Consider the following 24,647-nt stretch of genomic DNA (forward strand, 5'->3'; position numbering starts at 1 on the left):
CGGTTCCTTCATAGAAATCGCGCCTCAATAGCCGGTCAGCTCGAGATAGCCAATGCCGTCATGTGTGCCGGCAAAGCTGATCGGCCCTTCCCAGTACGAGAAGCCGGTCCCCATCCAGGCGTTCGGATTGAGCGGCTTGCAGAGGATCGAGAATGATCGCGCGGGGATCGCGATCTGCCATTGCAACGGCAACTTGCGTCCCGCAATCTCAGCCGTCGCCTTCGGCATCATCTGGATGTCGCTGCCTGCAATCATCTGCGTCTCGCCGGCCGCGCTGATCCAATTGCCGAACGGATAATTTCTGCCGTCCTTCTGCCGCAGCCGGTACAGCATCAGCTTGTCTCCGGATGACAGATGCAGCGACAGCCAGTCCCAGCCGGTCTGGTCGGCGTCGAGCGGCTGGCTGCTCCATTCCCGGTCCATCCAGGCCTGGCCCGAGACATCGACCGGCTTGTCGTCGATGCTGAGCGTACCGCGCGCGCGGTAGAACGGCTGGCTGTAGTAGTACGAGGCCTGCCCACGCTCCGACTTTCGGCTGAAGCCGCGATCGCCCTGCAGCACGACCGGCCGGTCGGCCTCGAGCGTCAGTGCGTAGCTGAAATCGGCGCCAGCTGCCTTCAGCGACAGCGGCGCCAAAGCGAGGTCATCGGTGCGGTCAAAACTCTTCATCTCCCAATCGTCGATCCAGGCATCGAACGGTTTTGCCGTCACGCCGGCTTGCCCGACGCCACCCCGTGAAAACGTTTCAGAGAAGCGGTGAGTGTCGGCGCGCGTCACCGCGGCATGCGCCATCCACACCTGTTGATTGGCCCAGCCCTCGCCTTGCGGACCTGGCTGCGCCGCCTGGCGGAACAGCGTCCATTGCAGGCCGCACGCCGCACCGCGTGCGTCGACGAGGTTTGCCGTGAGATACCACCACTCGATACGAAACTGCGGATGCGGTCCGTGATCTTCGGGGAAGGTGAATGTCTTTCCCGGCGTTACCTTTGTAAACCCATCGGCGGTCTCGGCGAGTCCGGCATAGCCCTGCGCGCCGGCGCGGCGCGGGAGGGCGAGGGCGACGATGCCACCGGCGAAGGCGCGCCGCGTGATGGCTTCAGCGCTCATTGGCAAACACCTTGACGAGATTCGCCGGCTGCATCCGCGCCAGCCGCACCATCGGGAGCAGCGCCGCAAGCAGCGAGGCGAAGAGCGCCACCGCGACCAGCTCCACCAGATGCAACGGAAAGACGTGGAACGGCAGCCGCCAGCCGAAAGCTTTCACGTTCACGATTGCAATCAGGCACCACGCGACCAGCAGTCCGAGCGGCACGGCCAGCAGTGCCGTGAACAGCGCGACCGAGAGCGTCTTGGTCAGCTCGATTGCGGCAAGGCGTGGCCGGGTCAGGCCGATCGCCCACAGCGGCGCAAGCTGCGGCAGTCGGGAGTTCGCCAGGGTCAGCAGGCTCGTGAGCAATGCGATTCCGGCGACGCCGAGCGTGAAGGCGTTCAGCGCCGACGTCACCGCGAAGGTGCGGTTGAAGATGCGGATCGATTCCGCCTTCACCGTCGCCTGGTCGGCGATTCTGCGGTCGTCGAGCCCGAACTGCTTCTGCAAAGCCGCAATCAGGCCGGGGATATTCTCTCTCGCGACGATCAGGCCGATCCGCGTCTGCGGCGTCTGCGGAAACTGCCGGATCAATGCGGCGACGTTCACCGTGAGCTGCCCCTTAGGGTTGCCGTAATCGGCATAGATGCCGACGATGTCGAGCTCCCAGGTCCCGCCCGGCGCCGGCACCTCGACGACGTCGCCGATCTGCACGTTCAGCCGCCGGCTCAATTGCTCGCTGATGAAAGCGGCATTGCCCGGCACCAGCCGGGTCCAGGCGCGCGGCGCGGTCTCGATCAGCGGCCAGCGCTCACGATAGAGCGCGTGATCGGGCAGGCCGAGCAACTCGACCGGCTGGCCCTGAAACTGCGCCTCCGCGCGCCCGCCCGAGAGGATCGCCTGAACATCGCTGCGATCCTTCAGCCAGTTCCGGATCGCGACGCCTTGCGCATTGTCGGACGCGCTGACGTAGACGTCGGCGGCGAGCCGCCCGTTGAGCCAGCCGATGAAGGTGCGGCTGAAGGTCTCCACCATGGTGGAGACCCCGACGTTGACGGCAAGCGCGAGCAAAAGCGCCATCAGCGCCAGCGACAATCCGGAGAGCTGCTGCCGGCTGTCCGCCCAGAACCACAGCACGAGCGGGCCTCGCGCGAAGCGCTGGCCTACGAGCAGGATGATGTCGAGGAAGGCCGGCAGGATCAGTGCCGCACCGAACATCAACGCGGCCAGCACGCCGAACCCTGCGATCAGTGATTGCCCGTAGTGGAGCAGCAGCAGCGCGACGGCGAACGCGCCGCAGGCTGCACAGCTCTGCAGGATCAGCCAGCGGCGTTGGCGCTGCTGCCAGGCGCCCGGCTGCGCCGTCGCCAGCACCGGCATCCTGATCGCCTTGATCAGGCTGGTCGCCGCCGCCACAAGCGCACCCGCCACGCTGATCCCGATGCCGGCGAGCCACCATTCGGGCCGCAGGCTGAGCTGCCCAGGGATCTGCGCGCCATAGAGTCCGCGCAGCGAGGCCGCGACATCGGGCAGCAGGGCGGCTGCGATGAAATAGCCGCACGCGAGCCCGATCAGGCCTGCGACCAGCGCCAGCGCCACCAGCTCGACCACCAGCACCGTATTGACTAGCCGCGCCGAGGCGCCACAGGCCCGCAAAGTGCGCAGCATTGGCAGCCGCTGCTCGAACGCAAGGCCGACGGCCGAATTGACGATGAACAGGCCGACGAAGAACGACAGCAGGCCGAAGGCGGTGAGGTTGAGATGAAAACTGTCGGTGAGACGCTCGAGCTCCGTCTCCGCATTGGGCTCGACTCGCTCTAACTGCTCGCCGACCACGCTCGCGAGCGGTGCGGGCTTGCCCCTCGGCTTGCCGATCAGCAGCCGCGAGACCTGGTCGGGCTTGCTCAGCAGCCGCTGTGCCACGCCGATATCGACCACGAGCACATCGGGTGCGAGCTGCGGCTGGACCCGCAGCGGCGGCAGCCTTGCGCCGCTGCTGATCGCCGGGGCCGTGCCCTCTGCTTGCTGCAAGCCCCTCAGCGTCTCCCGGGCCACCAACGTCTGGCCGGGCGGAGCAACGAAGCTGCTGAGATCCGTGGCACCCAGGCGTGGCGCGTTGCCGACATCGACCGGCAGCGTGACCGGCTCGATGCCGAGCAGCCGCACTGAATGCCCGTTGATCTGGACGCGTCCCTCCAGCACCGGCGACACCGGCCAGCCGGCGCGGCGGAGCTTTATGAACAGCTCCTGCGGGAAAGTCGCCGCATTGGGAGCGACCAGCATCGCGGTGCGCACGCCGCCGAACGTCGCTGCAGCGCGCTCATAGGCATTGCGGGCCTGCTGATTGATGGCCTGCACCCCGCTCCACAGCGCGGTCGCCGCAATCAGGCCAATCAGGAGCGTCGCGAACTGCATCTTGTGGCGCCGCCAATGGCTGAGCAGCACGGCGAGAACCCAGAGCGCGCGCTTCATGAAATGCGCCCCGCATGCAACGTGAGATGACGGTCGAGCGTGGCGGCGAGATGCAGGCTGTGCGTCACCATCAGGAAGCCGCAGCCGGTGCGCGCGACGAGGTCGCGCGCCAGCGCCAGCACCTCCTCGGCGGTAGCTTCGTCGAGATTGCCGGTCGGCTCGTCCGCCAGCAGCAGCGCGGGCTTTGTCGCCAGCGCCCGGCCGATCGCGACCCGCTGCTGCTGGCCGCCTGATATTTGCTCTGGATACCGTTTGAGCAGGCTGCCGAGTCCGAGGCGCTCGACAAGCTCTTTCGTCCAGGCCGCATCATGCCGGCCGGCGATCCGCGCCTGGAAGGCGAGATTGTCCGCGACGGAGAGGCTCGGGATCAGGTTGAACTGCTGAAAGACCAGGCCAACGCGATTCCGCCGCAAGCTGGCGCGTCCGGCATCCGATAGCGTGGTGACCTCGGCGTCACCCAGCCGGATCGAGCCGCCATCGGCGGCGTCGAGGCCGGCGATCAGGTGCAGCAGGGTGCTCTTGCCGCTGCCGGATTCACCGGTCAGCGCGACGCGCTCGCCAGCCCCGAGGTCGAGGTCGACGCCGCGCAGAACATGGACGGGCTCGCCGGCCGAAGAGAAGGTCTTTGAGAGGTTTCGGATGCTCAGCACGATGACGGCGCCGGACGGAATTAACGGAATTGCTGCCTAGCACACCTGATGCGGAAATGCCGGGGTTGCGTTGGCCCTGAAGCCGCTGTTAGCTTCCAAAACGGCCAAATCAAGAAAGTGCCGAAAGAGACATACGGGGAGAATGATGAGCGCTCAGGAAACGCCGAATGTGGCGGCCAAGACGACCAAAACGCCAAAGGGCGCCTGGACTGTTACATTTCTCCTCTTTCTTTTCATGGTGGTGAACTTCGCCGACAAGATCGTGGTCGGTCTCGCCGGCGTGCCGATCATGACCGACATGAAGCTCAGCGCCGAGCAGTTCGGCCTGCTCGGGTCCTCGTTCTTCTTCCTGTTCTCGATCTCGGCCATCGTGGTCGGCTTCATCGTCAACAAGGTGCCGACGCGCTGGGTGTTGTTGACGCTGGCGGTGATCTGGGCGGTGTCGCAGTTCCCGATGGTCGGCACAGTCTCCTTCACCACGCTCTTGATCTGCCGCATCGTGCTGGGGGCGGGCGAAGGGCCGGCCTTCTCGGTCGCCGCGCACGCCATCTACAAATGGTTCCCCGACGAGAAGCGCACGCTGCCGACTGCAATCCTGTCACAGGGCTCGGCCTTCGGCGTCATTCTAGCGGTGCCGGCGCTGAACTGGATCATCGTCAACCATTCCTGGCACTACGCCTTCGGCGCGCTCGGCGTCGTCGGCCTGATCTGGGTCGCAGCCTGGCTCGCGCTCGGCAAGGAAGGCCCGCTGGAGGATACCGAGGTCCTGGCCGTCACCGAGCCGAAGATTGCGTACGTGCAGCTGCTGACCTCACGCACCTTCCTCGGCTGCGTGATCGCGACCTTCGGCGCTTATTGGGCGCTGTCGCTCGGCCTCACCTGGTTCACGCCGTTCATCGTCAAGGGGCTCGGCTTCTCGCAGAGCCAGGCCGGCTTCATCTCGATCCTGCCCTGGGTGTTCGGCGCCACCATCGTCATCCTCACCGGCTGGATCTCGCAGGTGATGATGGCCCGCGGCTACACCACGCGCGTCTCGCGCGGCGTGCTCGGCTCGGTGCCGCTCATCGTCGGCGGCCTGATCCTCACCGCGATGGCGCATGTCGAGGGCGCCGGCCTGCAGATCGCGCTGCTCGTCCTCGGCTCCGGACTCTGCGGCGCGATCTACGTGGTCTGCCCGCCGATGCTCGGCGAGTTCACGCCGGCCTCGCAGCGCGGTGCAGTGCTCGCGATCTACGGCGCGCTCTACACGCTTTCAGGCATCATCGCGCCGAGCGTGATGGGCACCGTGATCCAGCGCGCCAGCAGCATGCTCGACGGCTACCTGACGGGCTTCACCATCAACGCGGTGGTCATGATCGGCTCCGGCGTCATTGGCCTGCTGCTGTTGTGGCCGAACACGGAGAAAGCTAGGCTGACACGTGGTGCAGCGGCGCAGGGCACGGCGCTGAAGGGCGCAGTGTCGCCGACGTAAGTCGCGGCTCTCTCTTACCGTCCCCTGGAGGGGGAGGGTCGCTGCGCATGTAGCGAAGCGGAATGCGTAGCGGGGTGGGGTGACGGTGTTTCCCCATCCAGCAGTGCCCGAGAGGAGAGATCACCCCACCCCGCTCGCGCTGCGCGCGATCGACCACGGGCGAGCTTCGCTCGTCCCGGACCCCTCCAGGGGAGGGTAAGCGGCTGCCTCGTTAGCCTTCGCAGGAACGACAGTTGAATTTGTGTCGATGCCGACGGCTCAATTTGCTTTCGCCGGCCGGCGCTCCGTGAACGGCGACAGCACCACCGTCGCCACCATGAAGATCACGGACGCGCCGAACACCCAGTGCGGCGCGCTTTGATCCATGATCCAGCCGAACAGCAGCGGTGAGACGATGCCACCGAGGTTGAAGCCGGTAGAGGCGATGCCGAAAGCGCGCCCCGCGGCACCCGGAGGCGCGGCATTGCGCACCAGCATGTCGCGCGAAGGCGCGATCACGCCGGAGAGGAAACCCGCGGTCGCCATCGTCGCCGTCAAGGCCCAGCCCGGCAGCGTCACCAGCGCGATCAGCAGCACGATGGCCGCATTCGCGGCGAAGCAGGCTGCGGCGACATAGCCGTGACGCTCGGTGCGGTCGGCGAGGAAGCCGCCGGCGAGTACGCCCGCGGCGCTTGCGGCGAGAAACGCAGTCAGCGCGACATTGGCGATCGAATAGGACGTGCCGTAGCCGCTCATCAGCGCCACCACGCCGAAATTGTTGATGCCGGCCACCGACAGGCTGAGCAGCATGAACAGCGCAGTCAGCGTGATCAGCGCCGGCGTGATGATGGCCTGCTTTGGCGCGCTCTCGCTGCCGGGCTTCTTCTTGTGCGCACCGGCATCGGGTATGTCCATGATGATCAGCAGCAGCGCCACCGCAATGCCGATCGCGCCCGAGGCGATCAGCGCGCCGGTGCCGCCGGACAGCGTTACGAGCGCGGCCACGATCGCCGGTGCGACGGCGCCGCCGAGAAAGCCGGCAAAGGTATGGATCGAGAAGGCGCGGCCCATCCGCCCCTCGTCCATGTGCTCCGCAAGAATCGCGTAATCGGCGGGATGATAGACGCTGTTGGCAAGACCCAGCAGCACTGCGCAGGCGATCAGCGAGGCGTAGCTGAGATGCAGACCGAGCAGGATCAGCGCGGCGCCGCCGAGCGCGAGCCCGGCCAAGAGAATGCGCCGCGCGCCAAAATGGTCGACGAGGTAGCCGGTCGGCGCCTGGGTTAACCCCGATACCGCCGCGAACACGGTGAGGGCGAAGCCGAGCTCGACATAGCCGACGCCGAGCTTCTCCTTCAGGAACGGAAACAGCATCGGCAGGACCAGCAGATGGAAATGGCTGACCCAATGCGCGATCGAGATCCCCGTCAGCGTGCGCAGCGCACTGTCCGTCTTGCCTTGTTGCGGTGCGGCGAGAACGTCGACCATTGCAGTTCCGTTTCACTCCCGATGGACCGGCAAACTATCGGGGCTGGCGGTTATTTGTCCATGAACGCAGGCGCATGGCAGGTAGTGCGGGCGGGGCCGTGCGGGGTCAGGTGTGCTTCACGCCGTTGTCCCCGGCGAGCGCAGGAACGACAGCGGAGCTGCATCCTCAGAACGGCTCGTCGTCCGGGCCATAGCGGTCGCGCTTCGGCGTTGCGATGTCGCCGTCTTCGTAGTCGTCGTCATCGGTCTCGCGCCGGCGCGGGGCCCTCTTGGCCTTGTCGTCCGCGGGCTTCTTCTCGGTGATCTTGGGCGGCTCGCTCGACTTGCCGGTCTTGGCCATGGCTGGTCCCGGATGGGTGATGCTGCATCCGAATCTACCTGCCAAATATGTGCGGCGCCTGATTTATCTCAAGGGGCGACGAGGCCGTCAGTGCACCACCGGCCCGCCTGCCTTCTTCCAGGCATCGAGGCCGCCGGCGATATGCGCGGTGTTCGGAAGCCCCGCCTCCTTTGCAGCAGCAACGGCCATCGCCGAGCGTTCGCCGAAGGCGCAGAAGAACACCACGCGCCGCCCGGTTGCGGCCGCGACCTCGCGCAGCATGCCGCCGGGCTTGAGGCTCTCCTCGACGGAGGGATACGGCGTGTGCAGCGCGCCTTCGAGCATGCCGTGCTTCATCCGCTCATTGGTCTCGCGCAAGTCCACCAGCAGGATGTCGGGCCGGCCGAGGCTGCGGATCGCCTCGATCGCGCTGAGCGCGCGGCCTTCCTTCTCCAGCTCTTCCTGGTGCAGGCCGACATGCATGTTGGCGGGAATCGCCACGTCCATCATCTTCGGATTGGGCAGCTTCAGATTGGCCATCAGCTCGACATATTCGTCGACCGAGCGCACCTGGAGCCGTGGATTGTAGCGTTTTTCCTCGCCGATGGTGGAGACGGTGTCGCCCTTGTAGTCGTGGGCCGGAAACACCATCGTCTCGTCCGGCAGCTTCAAGAGGCGGTTGAAGATCGAATCGTATTGCGCGCGCGCCGAGCCGTTCTGGAAATCGGTGCGGCCGGTGCCGCGGATCAGCAGCGTGTCACCGGTGAAGACGCGGTCGCCCATCAAATAAGAATAGGAATCGTCGGTGTGGCCCGGCGTGTACATCACGTCGAGCGACAGGCCCTCGATCGTCACCTTGTCGCCGTCGGCCACCCGCATGGCGACGACGTCGGCCTTGGTCTGGTCGCCCATCACGGTCATGCAATGGGTGCGATCGCGCAGCTCGCCGAGGCCGGTGACGTGGTCGGCATGCAGATGCGTGTCCACCGCCTTGACCAGCTTGAGGTCGAGCTCGCGCAGCAATTGGCAGTAGCGGTCGACCTTCTCCAGCACGGGGTCGAGAATCAGCGCCTCGCCGCCGGGGCGGCTGGCGAGGACGTAGCTGTAGGTGCCCGAAACGCTGTCGAAGAGCTGTCGGAAGATCATGGCAGGACCCGGCTTGGAACTGACTTCCAAGATTCTACTACAATACGGGTCGGAAAGAGAAGTAATTCACTGCGTGAGCAGAAAAATTTAGAAGATTATTATTATGGTCGCATGATCGCGGACAAAACACATCATCCCAGTCCTGCAATGCCTGGATTGCCTTCGACGCCTTTCAGCGTCACGCCGGAGCCGAGCCGTTCGGGCATCATCCGGCCCGAGCGCAGATATTTGCCGACCACGTCCCACACCGGCGCGCCCTGCTGGCCGTTGACTGAGGCCCAGCCCGCGACCTTGTAGCGGTGGCTGGCGCTGAGCGCCTTGCCGCTGCCGAGCTTCAGCTCCGAGATGCGGCTGCCGATCGCAGCGTCCGGCGTGCAGGTGTAGCTGAGCCCGCCGGCACGGACCATGTCGCCGCCCTGCTGGTAGTAGGGATCGGCGTTGAAGAGGTTGTCGCAGACGTCCTCGAGCAGGTCCTTGATCTGGGCCCCCGTCATCTCCTGCACATAGGTCTCGGGATAGGTGATCGCGGTTTCCGCCAGCAGATCCTCCATGGTCATGGCCTGGCCGGACAGCACGGTGACGCCCCAGCGGAAGCCCGGCGACAGCGCGATTTCGGCATCGAGCTCGGTGCGCAGCGCGGTGCAGATCAGCTCGTCCATGGGGCCGGAGAAATTGCCGCGGCGATAAAGCAGCCGGTCGGGCGTCGCGATCTTTTCCGACCAGTCGGCCACGTGCGGTGCACGGACCCGGCCGATCAGCTCGGCCATCGCCGGATCGGGCTTCAGCAGCTCCGAATAGACCGGCAGCAGACGATATCTGGCATCGCTGACTTTGCCGCTGTCGAGCGCGAGATCGAGCACACCCAGAAATTTCCCGTTGGAGCCGGCATTGGTGACGAGGGTCGTACCACCTGCGTTCTTCACCGGCATGGGCTGCGGCACGGCATCATGGGAGTGGCCGCCGAGAATGACGTCGATGCCGGTGATCCGGCTGGCGAGCTTGAGATCCACGTCCATGCCGTTGTGCGACAGCAGCACGACGGCGTCGACCTTGTCGGTGCCGCGCAAGGCATCGACATGCTTCTGCAACTCCTCCTCGCGGATGCCGAAGCTCCAGTGCGGTGTGAACCTCCTGGGATGCGCGATCGGAGTGTAGGGGAAGGCCTGGCCGACGATCGCGATGCGATGCCCGCCGAGCTCCTTGATGACGGAAGGCTTGAACACGCGCCCAGTGGCCTTGTCGAAGGCCGGCGCGTCGTTGAACGCGGCCTCTTCGGTCAGGAACACGTTCTGCGCCAGGAACTCGCCCTTGAAACGCTCGAGATTGTCGCGCAGCGCCTGCTCGCCATAGGTGAATTCCCAATGGCCCGTCATCGCCTCGATGCCGAGCAGATTGGCGACCTCGACCATGTCGCGGCCCTGCATCAGGTTGGCCAGCCCCGTGCCCTGCCAGAGATCGCCGCCGTCGACGAGCAGCGAACGCCGCTCGCCGAAATCGGCGCGCAGGCGATCGACCAGCGTCTTCAGATGGGCAAAGCCCCCGAGCTTGCCGAAGCGGCCTGCGGACTTCTCGAACTCGAAGCAGGTGAAGGCATAGGCATCGGCGCTGTCGGAGCGGATGCCGAAGCGCTCGAGAAAGGCCCGGCCGACCAGATGCGGCGGCCGTCCCGCCATCTCGCCGATGCCGATATTGACGCTGGGCTCGCGGAAATAGACCGGATTGAGCTGCGCATGCGTGTCGGTGATGTGCAGGATGCGCGCATTGCCGAACCGTTCGAGGTCGTAGATGCTGGCGGCGTCAGCGCCGCGGGCGAGCCGCGGCAGGCCAATCGTTGCCGCGGCAAGGCCTGCACCTTTCAGGAAATCGCGGCGGCGGATCGCCATTCAAGAATTCTCCGCGCCTCTCGTGGGGGCTGCGTTCACCGCGGGGCAGTCTAGCGGATTTCCATCGCCTTCCAGGCTTCTTTTTCGGAAACAGCCTGGAAGATCGACGCCCTCGCCAGCGCTTCGGCTTCCCTGGCCGCGGCCACCGCACGGCCGAAATCGCCGCCATCGGCAGCCCTTTTCGCGGCCGCCAGCGCAGATACGGTCACCGTCCACTGGTTGCGCATGCCCGCCGCCTCCTTGGAGGCGGCTTCGGCGGCCGCATAGGCCGCCTTGTAGTCCGCCTCACTCGCCGCGCGCGCGGATGGCGCAAGGCTCAAGGCGAGCAGCATGGCCAAGCCAAGTGACAGCTTCATGGCCGTGCTCCCGGTCCCGAGATCGGCAGGCCGTTGGCGACGTAGGACAGGAAATATTCGACGTCGCGATATTCATCCGACTGCGGCTCCAGCGGAACCGCGCGGGTCTGGCTGTTGCAGGTGACGAAGCGGCGGCTGGTCGTGCCCATGCCGCTCCATTCGGAGCGGTAGATCGGCATCGCGTTGAGGATGCCGAGCGCTGGGGCGAGGGTCTCGGCGCGGATGCGCTCGCCCGGGCTCTGCACGTGGCAGCTCGCGCAGGAGAAATTCATCTGGCCGCGCCGCGTGTAGAAATAGCGCTTGCCGTTCTCGTACGCCGCCAGGGCGCGGGGATCGTCGGGTATCTTGATGTCCATCAGCTTGCCGCGCGAGGTGTAGGCCATGTAGGCGGTGAGCGAGGCCATCTCGTCCTTGATGTAGGAATAGGGCGCCTCGCCATTGGCCTCGCGGCAGCGGTTGAGCGCGAGCTCCAGCGTGATGACCTTGCCTTCGCCGCTGTCGAAGTACGGATAGTTCTGGCGGATGCCGATGCCGCCGTTCGGAAAGCAGTCGGCATAGGTCTTGCCGTTCTTGAACGGGGTCGAGAACATCTCCTTGCCGGCCTCGAGCGCGAACTCGTAAGGAGGGAATTCCTCCTTCTCCTGCCACTGCCGCTTCATGTCCTCGTTCATGGAATACGGACCGTTGACGAAATCCTCGTGCTTCACGTTCGGAAATTTCTGGAAGAAGAAGTTCTGGAACGCCTTGGCGTCGGCGACGGGATCGACCTTGTCGGCAGCGATCACGCGCGGCGCGGCGAGCGCGACGAGCGCAGCGCTGAGCGAGCCCAGCAGGAGGTGGATGCGGGCCTTCATCACGCGATCTTCGCGGTGGTCGTATCCGAGCCGCCCTTGTTGTCGGTCCAGGAGATCTTGAGCTCGTCGCCCTTCTTGGCGCCCTTGAAGCTGAACTTGACGTAGGGGTCCTTGGAGACCGCTGTGCCCCAATCGGCGACGAACACGTCCTTGCCGTTACATTCGAACTTCAGCTGCTGGATGAAATGCGCCGGGATCAACTCGCCCTTGGAGTCCTTGACGAGGCCGGTGTCCATGGGGTGCTGGATCAGCGTCTGCACCTCGGTGATGTCGCCGGTCGATGTTGCGCGCACGCGAATGCTGGATGCCATGTCGAACTGCCTCGCTTAGCCGCCGCAACCGCCGACGGTGACCTTGACCTCCTTGGTCGCGCTGTAGAGCTTGCCGTCGGCCTCCACGATCGCGGTCAATTTCGTGGTCCTAGCCATCTTGAGCCGGTTGGCGACGGCAGGGATCGTGCCATCGGGAATCCTGTAGCTGGCCGCCAGCGCGCTCGGGTTCTCCGCCACGAAGAACGAGATCGAGGTGACCTTGTCCAGCGTCGTCGTCACCGAGATCGGCACGACGCCGCCGTTCTCGGCGATCTCCGGCGCATCCAGCTTGACCTTGTCCGACGGCTCGGCGGCCTTGCCGTAGAGCGCCTTGATCGCATCCGCCTCGCTCTTCTGCCTGAAGGCCTCTTCCGGATATTTGTCGTTCGCCGCGGCGCGCGCGGGCGCGAACGGCAGATTGCCGAGGCCGAGCAGCGCCACGGAGGCAGCGCCCTGAAGGATCAGGCGCCGCGTCGGATGAGGCCTCCAATGAGGCTTGGGGGTCGTGGTCATCTCAAGTCTCCTAGGGGCCGCCGGCGGTTACAGGGTCTGCAGGAAATCAACAATCGCGTTGATCTCCTGCTCGGTCAAAATCCGGTTCCGGCCGAACGGCGGCATCATGGTTTGCGGATTGCGCTTGGTCTCGTCGAAGATGATCGCGGTGAGCTCGTTGCGATCGGGGTATTTGGCCTTGATGTCCTTCAGCTCCGGTCCGATCGTCCCCGGCAGGTCGCCGCCTTTGATGACGTGGCAGGTGAGGCAATTGCCCTTGCCGCGGTCGAAGGCGAGCTTCTGGCCTTCCGTCACGGTGGATTGCGCCCCCGCCGGGGCCATTGCCGCGCCGGCGAGGAGGGCCAGCGCAGCAAGCAGAGCGGGCTTGCGAGGAAAGGCGGTCAAGGCATCGTCCCGGCGTTATCTCGATGATCTCGTTTGCGGAATTGTTCAAAAGCACAAAGGCCATCGCCTGACAATCAAGACTATGCACGCGGTGAAATGGAGTTAATATCCTGCGCATTGCAACTGACGAGATAGTTCGTTCATTCGGATGGGCGTGAACTAGCAGATTATTCTCGGACGTTTGGCCGCCTTTTCTGGTTCGCATTTTTTGGGGACGTCACTTGGCTGAATATGTGGTCGAATTTGGCAGGGATGGCGGACGGGTCGAGCCGGATGGCCGGCTCGATGCGCCTGCCTTCCATCGCAATCACGAACCGATCTGGGCAGCGCTGGAAAAGCATCTCGCGGATGCGACCGGCAACGTCGTGGAACTCGGCAGTGGAACCGGGCAGCACGTGGTGCATTTCGCCCGCCACACGCCGGGCCTGATCTGGTGGCCGAGCGATCTCAACCAGCGCCACCTCAAGAGCATCGAAGCCTGGCGCGTGCACGCCGGCCTGCCGAACATCCGTTCACCCCTGCGCATCGACCTCACCGATCCCGACTGGTGCCCGGAAATGAAAAGCGGGCAGGGGCCGACCAGCCTCGCGGCCGTGTTCTGCGCCAATGTCATTCACATCGCGCCCTGGGCCGTGGCCGAAGGCCTGTTCGCCGGCGCGGGCCGTTATCTGCGCCGCGACGGCAAGCTGTTCCTCTACGGCCCCTTCAAGCGCGACGGCAAGCATACCGCGCTCAGCAATGCGGTGTTCGACACCTCCTTGCGCGAGGGCAATCCCGAATGGGGCGTGCGCGACGTCGTCGACGTCGAGAAGCTGGCGAAGGCGGCAGGCCTCGGCCTCGTCGACACGATCGAGATGCCCGCGAACAATCTGACGCTGGTGTTTGCAAGAGGCTAGGAGGTCGTCATGCCCGGGCTTGTCCCGGGCCTCCACGTTCTTCGGGCGGTAAGGCAAGGCGTGGATGGCGGGGCCAAGCCCGGCCATGACGATGTGGAGACGTCAGCGCACCCAACTCTAGCCTTCATCCCGCCACCCGATCTTCTCCTTCAAGAACCGATAGCCCAGCACCTCGAAACCGGCGCGCTCCTTGTTGTCCTTGCCGTAGCCGTGGCCGCCTGCGGGCGGCTCGTAGAACCAGGCCTCATAGCCCATGGCCTGCAGCTTTGCCGCCATCTTGCGGGCATGGCCGGGATGGACGCGGTCGTCGCGCCGCGTCGTTGCAATCAGGATCGGCGGATAGGACCGGCCGGCTTTCACATTGTGATAGGCCGAGTATGTCTGCAGCCATTCCCATTCCTCCGGCTTGTCGGGATCGCCATATTCCGCGATCCAGCTCGCGCCGGCGAGCAGCTTGGTGTAGCGGCGCATGTCGATCAGCGGGATGGTACAGAACAATGCGCCGAAACGCTCGGGATAGCGCACCAGCATGTTGGTGATGAGGATGCCGCCGTTCGATCCGCCCTGCGCGGCGATGCGTTTTGCGCTCGTCACACCGCGGCGGACGAGATCGGCCGCGACCGCGGCGAAATCGTCGTGTGAAAGCTTCTTGCCGGCAAGCCGTCCGGCATCGTGCCAGCGCGTGCCGAACTCGCCGCCGCCGCGCAGATTCGCCTGCACAATCGTGCCGCCGCGCTCCAGCCACAACTTGCCGAGCGAGGAATTGTAGTACGGCTTCACCGAGTGACCAAAGCCGCCATAGGCGCTCAGATAGACCGGCGCATCGCCGGTCTCGCCGGCAGGGCCCGTCTGCACATAGGGGATACGCTCGCCGTCAACGGAGATCGCCTCGTGCTGCGTCACCACGAGGCCATCGGCGGTGAACGTCTTCGGCGCCTGCTTCAGCACGATCGGGCTTGCGACGCCGCGCTCGATCAGCAGCAGCGCCGGCGGCGTCAGCGGGTCCTGCACATTGGCGAGCAGATCGCCATTGCTCTCCGATGCATGGCGGTCGAGCGGCCAGACATCGACGACGCCGATCTGCGGCAGGCCGCCAAGTGTCTCGCGGCTCCAGCTAGTGGCAGACGGTGTGCAGATCTCGAAGCGAGGTTTGAGCTCGTCGAGAATCGACATCACCAGCTTTCCTTCCGCCCAGAACAACCCTTGCAGCGCGCGCCGCGGTGCGGGCTCGAACAGGACGACAAAATCGCGGCTGCCGGCGAGGAAGGCCGAGAGCGAGATGCCGAGCACGGTGTCGGTGGCATAGGTCCGGCCATCGACCTGCCAGTCCTTGCGTAGCTTCATCGCGAACCAGTCGCCATGCGCCTGCATCCAAATCCCGGTCGGCAGATCGAGCTTCGTCGTCGTGCCGGCCGCATCGCGCAGCCAGATGGCGTGGTTGAAGAAGTCGATCTGGTCGACGATCCAGACCCGGGGCGCCGCTCCGGTGTCGTCGGCCATGCCATAGATCACCATGTGATCGGCGGTGGTCTCGATGACCATCTGTGCCTGATCGACCGGTTGGCCGCGCCGCCACAGGCGGACGGTGCGCGCATAGCCCGAGCTCGTCGCCATGTCCTCGCCATGCGCGCTTGACAGCAGCAGCGTGTCGGCATCGAGCCAGTCGACGCCGCCTTTCGCTTCCGGCAGCGCAAAGCCGTTCGCCACGAAACTTTTCGTGGCGAGGTCGAATTCCCGCAAGGTGACGGCATCGCTGCCGCCGCGCGACAGGCTCAAGATCGCCCGCGAGCTTCCCGGCATCGTGGCGATACCGCTAAGCAACCAGTCCTCGTCTTCGCTTCTCGCGAGCTGGTCGATGTCCAGCATGGTCTCCCATGCCGGATCGGCTTTTCGAAATTCCGCAAGCGAAGTCCGCCGCCACAGGCCGCGCGGGTTGGCGGCGTCTTTCCAGAGATTATGCAGGTCGTTGCCGCGCCGGCTGACATAGGGAATGTTGTCAGGTCGGTCATAGATCGCCGCGAGGATGTCGCGATCGTGCTCGAAGGCCTTGCCGCCGAACGCGGCGAGCGTCAGGCTGTTCTGCCGCTCGACAAAATCGAGCGCCTGCCGGCCCTCGATCTCCTCCAGCCACAGCCAGGGATCGTCGTCGGGCGCTTGAAGCGTGGGCCTGTCGTCGACGGACATGAAGGTAACTCCCGGAAGATCGCGGCGGATAGGATTTGATCGAGCGCAAGCCGTCAAGGGTGCGCAGCGTTATCATTCCAGCGATTGCGTCAGGGGCATGGCCCGCGCCCGTTTGCGCCGGTTGCCGGCCCTCTCTCACCCCTCCATAGTGCCGCGAATCAACAGAGCCCTTTGGGCGGAAATGCCGATGCTGGACGTGACTGCAGCCCATGAGATCGCCGACGATGCCCGCGCGCGCGCCAACGTGGTGCGCCTCGCCGCCGCGCAGGCGCTGACCGGCGCCAACTCGGCCGTGATCTTCGCCACCGGAGCGATCGTCGGCGCCACGCTCGCGCCCGACATGTCGTTCGCGACCGTGCCGATCTCGATGTATGTGGTCGGGCTCGCCGCCGGGACGCTGCCGACCGGCGCGATCTCGCGCCGCTTCGGCCGCCGCGCCGCCTTCGTCATCGGCACGGGTCTCGGCACGCTCACCGGCCTGCTCGGCTCGCTCGCAATTCTGCGCGGCTCGTTCGCGCTGTTCTGCTTTGCTACCTTCCTCGGCGGTCTCTACGGCGCGGTGGCGCAATCCTATCGCTTCGCCGCCGCGGATGGCGCCAGTGCGGCCTACCGGCCGAAGGCCGTGTCCTGGGTGATGGCGGGCGGCGTGTTCGCCGGCGTGCTCGGTCCGCAGCTCGTGCAATGGACTATGGATGTCTGGCAGCCTTATCTGTTCGCCTTCAGCTTCCTGGTGCAGGCCGCCGTCGCGCTGATCGCGATGGGCATCGTCGCCGGCGTCGATATGCCGAAGCCCGCGCCGGCCGATCTGCACGGCGGCCGGCCGCTGCTCACGATCGTGGCGCAGCCGCGGTTCATCGCGGCAGCGCTGTGCGGCGTCATCTCCTATCCCATGATGAACCTGGTCATGACCTCGGCGCCGCTTGCGATGAAGCTGTGCGGCCTGTCCGTGTCCGATTCCAATTTCGGCCTGCAATGGCACATCGTTGCGATGTACGGGCCGAGCTTCTTCACGGGCACGCTGATCGCGCGCTTCGGCGCTCCGAAGATCGTCGCCGCCGGCCTGCTGCTGGAAGCGGGCGCCGCCATCATCGCTCTCTCCGGCCTTACGGCGATGCATTTCTGGGCGACGCTGATCGTGCTCGGCGTAGGCTGGAATTTCTCCTTCATCGGCGCCTCCGCGTTGGTGCTGGAGACGCATCGCCCGCAGGAGCGCAACAAGGTGCAGGCCTTCAACGATTTTCTGGTGTTCGGCATGATGGCGATCGGCTCGTTCTCATCGGGCCAGCTGCTCGCCAATTACGGCTGGTCCGCGGTGAACCTCGTGGTGTTCCCGCCGGTGGTGCTGGGCCTTGCGGTGCTCTCGCTGGTCTCCTGGGCGAAGCGCCGCAAGGCGCGGCTGGAGGCAGCCATGGGCGAATTCCCCGACGCGGTCTAGTTTGGCAAGAGGCTGTCAGCAGCGTTAATACTTCGATGCAGGTCGAAGTGATTTTCGAGGGCCGCGTTGTTACATGATGCTCGTCATGAAGAAGCGAGCGCAGAGCCAGGCGCTTGCGGGGATGCGAAGGAGAAGCGCAAATGCTCGACAGTCCCCGCCACGCTATGCCAATCGACGAATCCTCGCTCCGCTATGAAGGCTGGCGCATCGTCGCGGTCTGCTTCCTGCTCGCGACCTTCGGCTGGGGCCTCGGCTTCTACGGCCAGAGCGTCTACGTCGCCGAGCTGCAGCGCGCGCGGGGCTGGCCGGCCTCGCTGATCTCCTCCGGCACCACGTTCTTCTACCTGTTCGGCGCGCTGTTGGTCGTCTTCGTCGGCGAGGCCGTGCGGAAATACGGTCCGCGGCTGAGCCTGATCGCCGGGACGCTGGCGATGGCGGCGGCTGCGGTCGCGATCGGCGCGGTGCGCGAGCCCTGGCAGCTCTATCTCGCTAATGCCGTGCTCGCCTTCGGCTGGGCCGGCACCAGTCTTGCCATGATCACCAATACGATCAGCCTGTGGTTCGACGAGAAGCGCGGCATGGCGATCAGTCTCGCGCTCAATGGCGCCAGCTTCGGCGGCATCGCCGGCGTGCCGCTGCTGGTGGCGTTGATCGGCCATATCGGCTTTGCCGGTGCGATGTACGCCGCCGCCGGCGCCATGCTGGTGCTGCTCGTGCCGGTCATCCTCCTTCTCGTCGGCCGCCCGCCCGATCGCCACGGGTGGCAGGCGGCGGCGAAGGCGAAGCCGCAATCATCGACTGAGATCCGCGCCTGGGCGCTGCGGGACGCCGGCTTCCTCACGGTGACGATCGCCTTCGCCCTGGTGCTGTTCGCCCAGGTCGGCTTCATCGTGCATCTGATCTCGTTCCTCGATCCCGTGATCGGACGCGAGCGCGCCGCCGTGGCCGTCGCGGTGCTCACCGCGATGGCGGTGGTCGGCCGCGTGCTGTTCTCGCTGGTGATCGACCGCATCAATCAGCGCCTCGCGTCCGCGCTGTCGTTCCTCAGCCAGGCCGCCGCGCTTCTCGTCGTCGTCAACCTGCACAACGATTACGTGCTGATCGCGGCCTGCGCCGTGTTCGGCTTTTCGGTCGGCAACCTCATCACGCTGCCCTCGCTCATCGTGCAGCAGGAGTTCGACTCCGCCGCCTTCGGCGTGCTGATCAGCCTCAACACGGCGATCAACCAGGTGACCTACGCGTTCGGTCCCGGCGTGGTCGGTTTCCTGCGCGATCTCTCCGGCGGCTATACGCTGCCCTTCTATCTCTGCATCGTGCTGGAGGTGATGGCGGCGGCGCTGATCATGGTGCGGGGGAGGCCGCGTCTCTCTGGGATGACATCCGCTTAGCGCGGCGTCGGAGCATGGTCCGGAAAAGTGTGTAGCGGTTTTCCGAAAAGATCATGCTCAAAAGAATAACCTAAAGCGCGATGACGATCCCAATCGCATCGCGCTTTAGTCCGCCACGATCTTGACGCGGTCGCGCACCTTCACCTGCGCGGTGCGATCGAGGCCGTTCAGTACGCGGAAGCGCTCGGCGGGATGGTCGACGCCGGCCATGCGGTGGGAGAGCGACTCCACGGTATCGCCGGGCTGCACAGTGATGACCTTGATGCGCAGCGGGCGCGCGGCCTGGATTTCCTCCAGAGTCAGCCGCCGGAACGAGTTGACGGTCTCGCGCGCATTCCGCTCGCTCTCGGTCGATTTCTGCCGTGCCGCGAAGATGAAGCGATAGACGTCGCTGCCGAAGCGCAGCGCATAGACCTTGAACTGCCATTGGTCGCCCTTGGCGGTGGCGGACGCCGCTGGAAAACCGTTGACGGTGAGATCCTCGGTCGAAGCCTTCTCGACGCCTTCCATCCAGCCGGAATTGAGGTAGTCGCCGAGCGACTGTTCGGCCGGCACGCGCACGACGTCGAAGCGCATCGCCTGCGCGCCGCCCTCGCGGACGCCGATCACGGCCTGCGCGGTGTTGTCGAGCGTGAAATTGTCCGGCGCCTGGAAGGTGAAGCCGAGCTTCGGATGCAGGAAGCGCCGGCCGCGGACAAAACCTTCGCTCGGGTCTTCGCCATAGACGAGGTTGTCGATCGCGGCGAGATAGCTTTCGCGATCGCGCTCGGCGCCTTCAGGCGCGGTGTATTGGCGGGCAATGTTCTGCGCGTTCTGGACGCGTTCCGGAGTTGCCGGATGCGACGAGGTGAAATCCTGCGCGCGCGGATCGAGCGAGCTCTTGCCGGCCTTCAGCTCGGCATTTCGCTCCATCGCGGACAGGAAGCGCGCCGCGCCGTACGGGTCGAAATGCGCCTTTGCGGAGATGCCGACGCCGATGCCGTCGGCCTCGAACTCCTGCTTGCGCGAGAAGCTCGCCATGGTGAGCTTGGTCTTGGCCAGCGCCAGCGCGGTGAGGTCGGGATCGTTGCTCATGTCGGTGACGACGCGGGTGACGATCGCGGCCTGGCGGGCCTGGTCCTCGCGCATCGCCGCGTGCTTGGACAGCACATGCGCCATCTCGTGGCTGAGCACGGAGGACAATTCGGAGGTGTCGCTGGCGAGCGCGAGCAGGCCGCGCGTGACATAGAGCTGGCCGTTGGGCAGCGCGAAGGCGTTCACCGCCCCGGAATTGAGGATGGTCACCTTGTAGCCCTGGTCGGGCCGCTCGGAGGCCGCGACCAGCCGGTCGACGGTCTTGCTGACGAGCGCCTCGAGCTTGGGATCGTCATAGGTCCCGCCATAGCTCGCCAGGATGCGCTCGTGCTCCTTCTCGGTGGCCGGGGTTTGGGCGACGGCGGGCTTCGGCTTCGGCATCGCGACGGCTGCCGGGGTCGCCGCAGTCTGGAACCGGCCCATATCGCCGCAGCCAGCGAGAAGTCCGCCCAGCGCAAGGCAAAGCGCGGCCGGCGCAGCCCGCAGGCGGCGGCAATCGCCCAGTCCGTGCCGTTCTAGCACCCCATTCACGTCGTTTAACCCGTGCCCGGCCTGTCTTAAGGCCTTACCCCTGTCGGCTCGTTTGCGCCCAGCAACTCGATCTGCCCCACGAGGCGTACATCGATGCGTGGCCCCGTATTCCCCTCAACCCAGCCCCGAACGCGAATACGCCGATTCTCCAGGAACTTAAGGGCCATACCAGCGCTTTCGAACGCCGCTAGCGTGCGCTTTGAAATAGTCACGGCAAAGCCGCGTGTCCAGTTTCGTCCGAAGTTGAGGTAGGTCGTTGCCCCAGCTTGCCGGACCGACAGGACTTTGCCTTCGACCACCGTAAAGCGCCCGATCTCCGCCAAAATATCGTCCGGACTTTCCGCGTTTTTTATGGCCGACGGGTCAGCCCAGCTGCCTATTTTTTGGCGCCGCGCCGCAGCTTCGGACGCCATCAGGGCGGCCGCGCAGTCCTTGTCCAGGATCTCGGCGGAGGCGATGGCATCGCCCCGAGCGAGCAGCATGGCCTGCACCGAGATGTCGCCTTCGCCGATGAAGACAAGCGCACTCTGGCGGCCGTAGCGATCAGGCGTGTCGTCAGCGCTCCGCAGCATCACGTCGTGGCCGGCGAGCAGCGAGGTCAGCGCCTGCTTCGTGGTCGCGGTCGGCGCGATGCCGCTGAGGCGGATCTCGCGCCCGTCATCGAGCCGCACGCTGCGCGCATCGACGATGGCAGCGACGCGGCCTTCGCCTTGGGACTCGAACTGGCAGGGGCCCGCGAATGCCGAGCTACTTGCGACGAGAAGACATGCGACGATGAAGCGAAGCCGTTGCGTCACGTGATCCGGAGAGGTTGCATTGCGGCCGGACTTTAACTCATGAGTGGTGAGACGCGAAGGGGCTTTCTCACACCCTTCATTGCGAGGAGCTCTTCGCGACGAAGCAATCCAGACTGTTTCCGCGGACGCATTTCTGGATTGCTTCGCGGAGCCTGTCATCGGGCCGCGCTTCGCGCGGACCCGTTGGCTCGCAATCACAATGCGGGGACAGCTTCCGTCCTCGCGGCATTCCGCTTTGCGGAAAGCGCGCATTGATCATTCATCTGCATCGCACCTGCGCTTGCTGCGCTCTTGCGCATGCGGCATGATTGCGGCAACAGCGAATAGCCAAGAGCAATAACCCAAGAGCAATAACCAAGCCGCCATCAGAGCACGGCGCGATAAGGGAGGTCGTTTTCGATGAAGACTATTTTGTCCGGCATTTTTGCCGCCGCGTTTGCCCTCAATGCGAGCGCCGCACAGGCTCAGGACAAGCCGCCGCTGAAGATCGGCGGCATCCTCGACATGTCGAGCCTTTATGCGGATATCACCGGTCCCGGCAGCGAGACTGCGGCGAAGATGGCCGTCGAGGATTTCGGCGGCGAGGTGCTGGGACGCAAGATCCAGGTGCTGGCGGCCGACCATCTCAACAAGGCCGATCTCTCCGCCAACATTGCCCGCGACATGCTCGATAATCAGGGCGTCGAGATGATCTACGACGTCGCGGCCTCCGCGACCGCGCTTGCCGCCGGCGAGATCGCGAAAGCGCGCAACAAGATCATCATGTTCAACGGGCCGGGCTCGATCCGTCTCAGCAACGAGGCCTGCGGCCCCTACACCATCCACTACGTGTTCGACACCTACGGCCAGGCCAACGTGACCGGTCTTGCGGCGGTGAAGTCGGGTCTCGACAGCTGGTTCTTCCTCACTGCCGACTACGCCTTCGGCCAGGATCTGGAGAAGGACACCAGCGCGGTCGTGACCAAGACCGGCGGCAAGGTGCTCGGTGCCGTCCGCCACCCGCTCAACACGTCGGATTTCTCTTCCTTCCTGCTCCAGGCTCAGGCCTCCAAGGCCAAGGTGATCGGGCTCGCGAATGCCGGCGGCGACACCATCAACGCCATCAAGCAGGCGGCGGAGTTCGGCATCACCAAGGGCGGCCAGAAGGTCTCGCCGCTGCTCGCGTTCGTCACCGATATCGACTCGATCGGGCTCGAGACCGCGCAGGGGCTGCTGCTCGCGGAAGCGTTCTACTGGGATCTCAACGACGACACGCGTGCATTCTCGAAGCGCTTCATGGAGCGCACCAAGCGCGTGCCGACCTCGGCACAAGCCGGCGTCTATTCCTCCGTCACCCATTATCTGAAAGCTGTGAAGGCAGCCGGCACGACCGACGCGGCGGCGGTGATCAAGCTGATGAAGGAGACGCCGATCAACGACTTCTTCGCCAAGAACGGCAAGATCCGCGAGGACGGCCGCATGATCCACGACATGTACCTGTTCGAGGTGAAGAAGCCGTCGGAGTCCAAGGGGCGCTGGGACGATTACAAGCTGCTCGCCACCGTCCCCGGCAACGAGGCGTTCCAGTCATTGGAGCTGTCGCGCTGCCCGCTGGTGAAGAAGTGACGGCGTGACGTAAGGGCACGCCGTCATCCCGGGGCGCGCCAAACAATAGGTCGTCATCCCGGGGCTCGCGAAAGCGAGAGCCCGGGATCCATTGGGCGGCATTGACGGTTGAGAGATGGATTCCGGGTTCGCGACTTCGTCGCGCCCCGGAATGATAAAGTGAGAGAGTGGCACCACAGAATGAGGCCAACATCCATGAACGACATGGTCCTGCAAAAGCTCGAAGGCGGGCTGCTCACCATCACGATGAACCGGCCGGAGCGGAAGAACGCGCTCAATCCCGAGATGGTCGCCGGGCTGGTCGAGGCGGCACGGCGCGCGGCTGATGATCCCGAGGTGCGGGCGGTGCTGTTCAAGGGCGCCGGCGGCTCGTTCTGTGTCGGCGGCGACGTCAAGTCGATGGCAGCTGGTCGCGCGCCGCTGCCGTTCGAGCGGAAGCTCGCAAATCTGCGCCACGGCATGGAGGTCTCGCGCATTCTGCATCAGATGCCAAAGCCCGTGGTGGCGCAGCTCGACGGCGCGGCGGCCGGCGCCGGCCTGTCCATGGCGCTGTCCTGCGACCTGCGCATCGCCTCCGAATCCTGCAAGATCACCACTGCTTTTGCCAAGGTCGGATTCTCCGGTGATTACGGCGGCACCTATTTCCTGACTCAGCTGCTCGGCAGCGCGCGGGCGCGCGAGCTCTATCTGATGTCGCCGGTGCTCACCGCGAAGGAGGCACATGCGATCGGCATGGTGACGAAGGTCGTGCCCGACGCCGAGATCGACGCGGCCGCGCACGAGCTCGCGCTGTCGCTGGCGCAAGGGCCGTCGATCGCGCTCGGCTTCATCAAGCGCAACATCAACAACGCCGAGCACCTGGCGCTGGAGGATTGCTTCGACGGCGAGGCGATCCATCACACCCGTTGCGGCGACACCGAGGATCACAAGGAGGCGGCCAAGGCCTTCGTCGAGAAGCGCAAGCCGACCTTTAGGGGCGCATGACCATGGCGCCCTATATCCGGCTGCGTCAGATCTGCCTGGTCGCGCCGCAGCTCGAGCCCGTCATCACGGATATCGGTCGGATCATGGGCCTCGCCGTCTGCTATCGCGACGGCAATGTCGCCAAATACGGCCTCGAGAACGCGCTGCTCCCGGTCGACACGATCCTGCTGGAGGTGGTCGCGCCGTTCAAGGACGGCACCACGGCCGGTCGCTTCATCGAGAAGACCGGCGGCCGCGGCGGCTACATGGCGATCTTCTGCTGCGACGATCCGGACGCGCGCGGCCGCAAGGCCAATGCGCTCGGCGTGCGCACCGCCAACGTCATCGACCACGCGCCCTATCACGGCGTGCAGCTCCACCCCCGCGACTGCCGCGCCGCCTTCATCGAGTTCAATCACACCGAAGGCAGCGACGACATCCTCGGGCCGTATCCGCCGGCGGGACCGGACTGGCAGAAATTCATTCGCAAGGATGTGACCGAGGCGCTGACGGCGGTGGAGATGCAGAGCCCGGATCCGCAAGGGCTGGCCGAGCACTGGGGCAGGATCATCGGAATTGCGCCTGAAGGCGCCGAACTGAAGCTACCCAACGCGACCTTCCGCTTCGTCAAGGGCGCCAGCGAGATCATGAGTGCGCTGGAGTTTCGGGTGACTGACGTGGCGCAGGTGCTGCATACCGCCAAGGCAAAAGGGCTCGCGGTTGAGGGCAACGAGTTTCTGCTGGGCGGAGTGACGTTCCGCGTGAGTTGAGCGGGCAAACCCTCTCCCCCTGTGGGAGAGGGTGGCTCGCCGCGAGCGGCGAGACGGGTGAGGGGTCTCTCTCCGCGAGCGAATCACTTGC

The 24,647-nt window shown here is 65.2% G+C and carries 22 protein-coding genes; 7 read left to right on the top strand and 15 right to left on the bottom strand.

Annotation, left to right across the window (positions count from 1 at the left end):
* Positions 1-24: 24 nt before the first annotated feature.
* From I6F37_RS29175 to I6F37_RS29185, 3 genes are read right to left on the bottom strand one after another with little or no spacing between them, the layout of a single operon-like run.
* The gene (locus tag I6F37_RS29175; protein WP_225153416.1) at positions 25-1,107 is read right to left on the bottom strand and encodes a lipocalin-like domain-containing protein; all 1,083 of its coding nucleotides are present in this window, start codon (positions 1,105-1,107) and stop codon (positions 25-27) included.
* A complete protein-coding gene (locus tag I6F37_RS29180) occupies positions 1,097-3,559 on the bottom strand; it encodes an FtsX-like permease family protein (RefSeq protein WP_036014613.1) in 2,463 nt (820 codons plus the stop codon). Before I6F37_RS29180 ends, I6F37_RS29175 begins: the two co-directional genes overlap by 11 nt.
* Positions 3,556-4,209 (bottom strand): ABC transporter ATP-binding protein, encoded by a 654-nt coding sequence (locus I6F37_RS29185; protein WP_036014611.1) that lies wholly within the window; start codon positions 4,207-4,209, stop codon positions 3,556-3,558. Before I6F37_RS29185 ends, I6F37_RS29180 begins: the two co-directional genes overlap by 4 nt.
* 145 nt (positions 4,210-4,354) lie before the next feature.
* Here I6F37_RS29185 and I6F37_RS29190 point away from each other — a divergent pair, with 145 nt between their 5' ends.
* Positions 4,355-5,680, top strand: coding sequence for an MFS transporter (locus I6F37_RS29190; protein WP_036014621.1), 1,326 nt, complete (start codon positions 4,355-4,357; stop codon positions 5,678-5,680).
* A gap of 258 nt (positions 5,681-5,938) precedes the next feature.
* Here I6F37_RS29190 and I6F37_RS29195 read toward each other — a convergent pair whose 3' ends face one another.
* The 9 genes from I6F37_RS29195 to soxX form a co-directional block, all read right to left on the bottom strand.
* Positions 5,939-7,147, bottom strand: coding sequence for an MFS transporter (locus I6F37_RS29195; RefSeq protein WP_036014610.1), 1,209 nt, complete (start codon positions 7,145-7,147; stop codon positions 5,939-5,941).
* Positions 7,148-7,313: 166 nt separating this feature from the next.
* On the bottom strand, positions 7,314-7,487 hold the full coding sequence (locus tag I6F37_RS29200) for a hypothetical protein (protein ID WP_036014608.1): 174 nt from the start codon (positions 7,485-7,487) through the stop codon (positions 7,314-7,316).
* A gap of 87 nt (positions 7,488-7,574) precedes the next feature.
* A complete protein-coding gene (locus tag I6F37_RS29205) occupies positions 7,575-8,612 on the bottom strand; it encodes an MBL fold metallo-hydrolase (protein ID WP_036042512.1) in 1,038 nt (345 codons plus the stop codon).
* A gap of 131 nt (positions 8,613-8,743) precedes the next feature.
* Positions 8,744-10,495 (bottom strand): thiosulfohydrolase SoxB, encoded by a 1,752-nt coding sequence (gene soxB, locus I6F37_RS29210; protein ID WP_225153418.1) that lies wholly within the window; start codon positions 10,493-10,495, stop codon positions 8,744-8,746.
* Between the two features lie 50 nt (positions 10,496-10,545).
* Positions 10,546-10,851 carry a hypothetical protein gene (locus tag I6F37_RS29215; RefSeq protein WP_036014604.1) on the bottom strand — a complete coding sequence of 102 codons (306 nt, stop codon included), beginning with the start codon at positions 10,849-10,851 and terminating at the stop codon, positions 10,546-10,548.
* Positions 10,848-11,705 (bottom strand): sulfur oxidation c-type cytochrome SoxA, encoded by an 858-nt coding sequence (gene soxA, locus I6F37_RS29220; RefSeq protein WP_225153420.1) that lies wholly within the window; start codon positions 11,703-11,705, stop codon positions 10,848-10,850. The genes I6F37_RS29215 and soxA overlap by 4 nt, the downstream gene beginning before the upstream one ends.
* Positions 11,705-12,016 (bottom strand): thiosulfate oxidation carrier complex protein SoxZ, encoded by a 312-nt coding sequence (gene soxZ / locus I6F37_RS29225; RefSeq protein ID WP_036014600.1) that lies wholly within the window; start codon positions 12,014-12,016, stop codon positions 11,705-11,707. The genes soxA and soxZ overlap by 1 nt, the downstream gene beginning before the upstream one ends.
* 15 nt (positions 12,017-12,031) lie before the next feature.
* A complete protein-coding gene (soxY, locus tag I6F37_RS29230) occupies positions 12,032-12,529 on the bottom strand; it encodes a thiosulfate oxidation carrier protein SoxY (RefSeq protein WP_036014597.1) in 498 nt (165 codons plus the stop codon).
* 27 nt (positions 12,530-12,556) lie between these two features.
* A complete protein-coding gene (gene soxX / locus I6F37_RS29235; protein ID WP_225113698.1) occupies positions 12,557-12,850 on the bottom strand; it encodes a sulfur oxidation c-type cytochrome SoxX in 294 nt (97 codons plus the stop codon).
* A gap of 284 nt (positions 12,851-13,134) precedes the next feature.
* On the opposite strand from soxX, the gene I6F37_RS29240 reads away from it, so the two are divergent.
* Positions 13,135-13,809 (top strand): DUF938 domain-containing protein, encoded by a 675-nt coding sequence (locus I6F37_RS29240; RefSeq protein WP_036014591.1) that lies wholly within the window; start codon positions 13,135-13,137, stop codon positions 13,807-13,809.
* A gap of 117 nt (positions 13,810-13,926) precedes the next feature.
* Here the strand turns inward: I6F37_RS29240 and I6F37_RS29245 are convergent, their stop codons facing one another.
* Positions 13,927-15,993, bottom strand: coding sequence for a prolyl oligopeptidase family protein (locus I6F37_RS29245; protein ID WP_036014588.1), 2,067 nt, complete (start codon positions 15,991-15,993; stop codon positions 13,927-13,929).
* 187 nt (positions 15,994-16,180) lie between these two features.
* On the opposite strand from I6F37_RS29245, the gene I6F37_RS29250 reads away from it, so the two are divergent.
* Both I6F37_RS29250 and I6F37_RS29255 read left to right on the top strand, forming a co-directional pair.
* On the top strand, positions 16,181-17,428 hold the full coding sequence (locus I6F37_RS29250; RefSeq protein ID WP_225153422.1) for an MFS transporter: 1,248 nt from the start codon (positions 16,181-16,183) through the stop codon (positions 17,426-17,428).
* Positions 17,429-17,568: 140 nt separating this feature from the next.
* Positions 17,569-18,816, top strand: a complete 1,248-nt coding sequence (locus I6F37_RS29255; protein ID WP_225153424.1) for an MFS transporter — start codon at positions 17,569-17,571, stop codon at positions 18,814-18,816.
* A gap of 105 nt (positions 18,817-18,921) precedes the next feature.
* Here I6F37_RS29255 and I6F37_RS29260 read toward each other — a convergent pair whose 3' ends face one another.
* Both I6F37_RS29260 and I6F37_RS29265 read right to left on the bottom strand, forming a co-directional pair.
* Positions 18,922-20,313, bottom strand: a complete 1,392-nt coding sequence (locus I6F37_RS29260; protein ID WP_074448070.1) for a M48 family metalloprotease — start codon at positions 20,311-20,313, stop codon at positions 18,922-18,924.
* A 134-nt stretch (positions 20,314-20,447) separates the two neighbouring features.
* Complete coding sequence (locus I6F37_RS29265; protein ID WP_225153426.1) at positions 20,448-21,218, bottom strand: thermonuclease family protein; 771 nt, start codon at positions 21,216-21,218, stop codon at positions 20,448-20,450.
* Positions 21,219-21,617: 399 nt separating this feature from the next.
* On the opposite strand from I6F37_RS29265, the gene I6F37_RS29270 reads away from it, so the two are divergent.
* The 3 genes from I6F37_RS29270 (at position 21,618) to I6F37_RS29280 (ending at position 24,556) form a co-directional block, all read left to right on the top strand.
* Positions 21,618-22,823, top strand: a complete 1,206-nt coding sequence (locus I6F37_RS29270) for an ABC transporter substrate-binding protein (RefSeq protein WP_036014581.1) — start codon at positions 21,618-21,620, stop codon at positions 22,821-22,823.
* Positions 22,824-23,018: 195 nt separating this feature from the next.
* Positions 23,019-23,807, top strand: coding sequence for an enoyl-CoA hydratase (locus I6F37_RS29275; RefSeq protein ID WP_036014577.1), 789 nt, complete (start codon positions 23,019-23,021; stop codon positions 23,805-23,807).
* Positions 23,808-23,809: 2 nt separating this feature from the next.
* Positions 23,810-24,556 carry a hypothetical protein gene (locus tag I6F37_RS29280; protein WP_036014574.1) on the top strand — a complete coding sequence of 249 codons (747 nt, stop codon included), beginning with the start codon at positions 23,810-23,812 and terminating at the stop codon, positions 24,554-24,556.
* The last annotated feature ends 91 nt before the right edge of the window (positions 24,557-24,647 follow it).

This window comes from Bradyrhizobium sp. NBAIM08, from assembly GCF_020193935.1.
GTDB classification, from domain to species: Bacteria; Pseudomonadota; Alphaproteobacteria; order Rhizobiales; family Xanthobacteraceae; genus Bradyrhizobium; species Bradyrhizobium yuanmingense.